At 26.1% G+C, this 1,389-nt stretch carries 1 protein-coding gene; it reads left to right on the forward strand.

Translation table 11 applies throughout. The annotated features are described in order from the left end of the window. A partial coding sequence (locus R4K56_RS14700; RefSeq protein ID WP_335773216.1) for an aryl-sulfate sulfotransferase occupies nucleotides 1–1,273 on the forward strand: 1,273 nt, incomplete at its 5' end. Nucleotides 1,274–1,389 lie beyond the last annotated feature (116 nt).

A 1,389-nucleotide genomic window follows, 5' to 3' on the forward strand; every position in this document is an offset into this window, starting at 1 on the left:
AATACATGGCATGTTTCCAGAGTCACAGAATACCATTGAAGTTAATGACGGCGGAAGAATTATAACTAAAAATGTTAGTATAGGAACTTTATCATATAATGGAGTTACTATACAAAAGAAATATGATGTAGAAATTAATAATCTGCCAGAAGAAAAATATCCTAATAATCCAGAATTATATTTTTTTAATGCTGGCTGGTTTAAAGGTGCTAAATCAGCAGTATCTAAAAATGGATATATAAGATATTTAAATACTATAGAGGGATATTTTTCTAGGATATATATTGATAATTCAAAAATATTATTTTTGAATACTTCTCAAGGAGGTGATCTCAATGCTGGCTCATATGGTTTACTAGGCAATAGAATTATAAGATATCCGACTTATTCACATCATGATGTAATAAAAATTAATGAAAATTATATTTATTTATCATATTCGACTTGGGGAGATCAAGATAGATTGGTTGAAATAAATAGCTCAGGTATACAATTAAAAGAATTAAGTTTTGGAAAATTAATACAAAATGCATTAGATTTGAAAAAATATTCTCAAGATGAAGCTGTATTCAAGCAGGTAGTATTTGGAGAAGATGTAAATAATATATATACTGTAAATGGAAATCAAAAATATATAGATTGGTTACATGCTAATTCATTAGTTTATGATTCTAGTACTGATATTTTATATGTATCATCAAGACAAAGAGCTGTACTAGCTATAGATTATAGTGAATGGGAATTAATATGGTGGATGGCTGATGATACAATATCTACAAAAGTACCTGATCAAATTCCATATAATCTACATTTTAAAGATTTAAAATCTTTGGATGCATACAGAGTAAAAGGTGATGCTGTAAATGACGGTCCAAAAAATCAGCATGCTTTATTTTTACTTGCTAATGGTAATTTAGGTATGTTTGATAATCAGGGGGATGAAAATACTAATCCTAATGGTTCAAGATATGTGGAGTATAAAGTAACAGGTTCATATGGTAATTACATAGCTCAAAAAATATATGAATACAGAGATAGCTCTTTATATTCACAAATTATGTCTGATGTAGATTTTACAGGAGAAAATTATCAAAACATATTATTGTTATATTCTTATCCAACAGCTAGAATTGTAGAAGTAGAAAAAAATACAAAAAAAGAATTATTTAAATTATACTTACCTTTTGATACACATAGAATTGATAAAATGCCTTTGTATTATGATGAAGGAAGAGTTTATTCTGAGGACTATAATTTGAAAAATCATAATTAATTCTAATTTTATGAAATGAAATTAAGGCTTGATTACAATAATGTAGTTAAGCCTTTTTTATATTTATATTAATAAAAATAAATTATCTGTTTATAATCATTCTTTTATATGGAGTA

The organism is Brachyspira pulli (assembly GCF_036997785.1).
Classification (GTDB): Bacteria; Spirochaetota; Brachyspiria; order Brachyspirales; family Brachyspiraceae; genus Brachyspira; species Brachyspira pulli.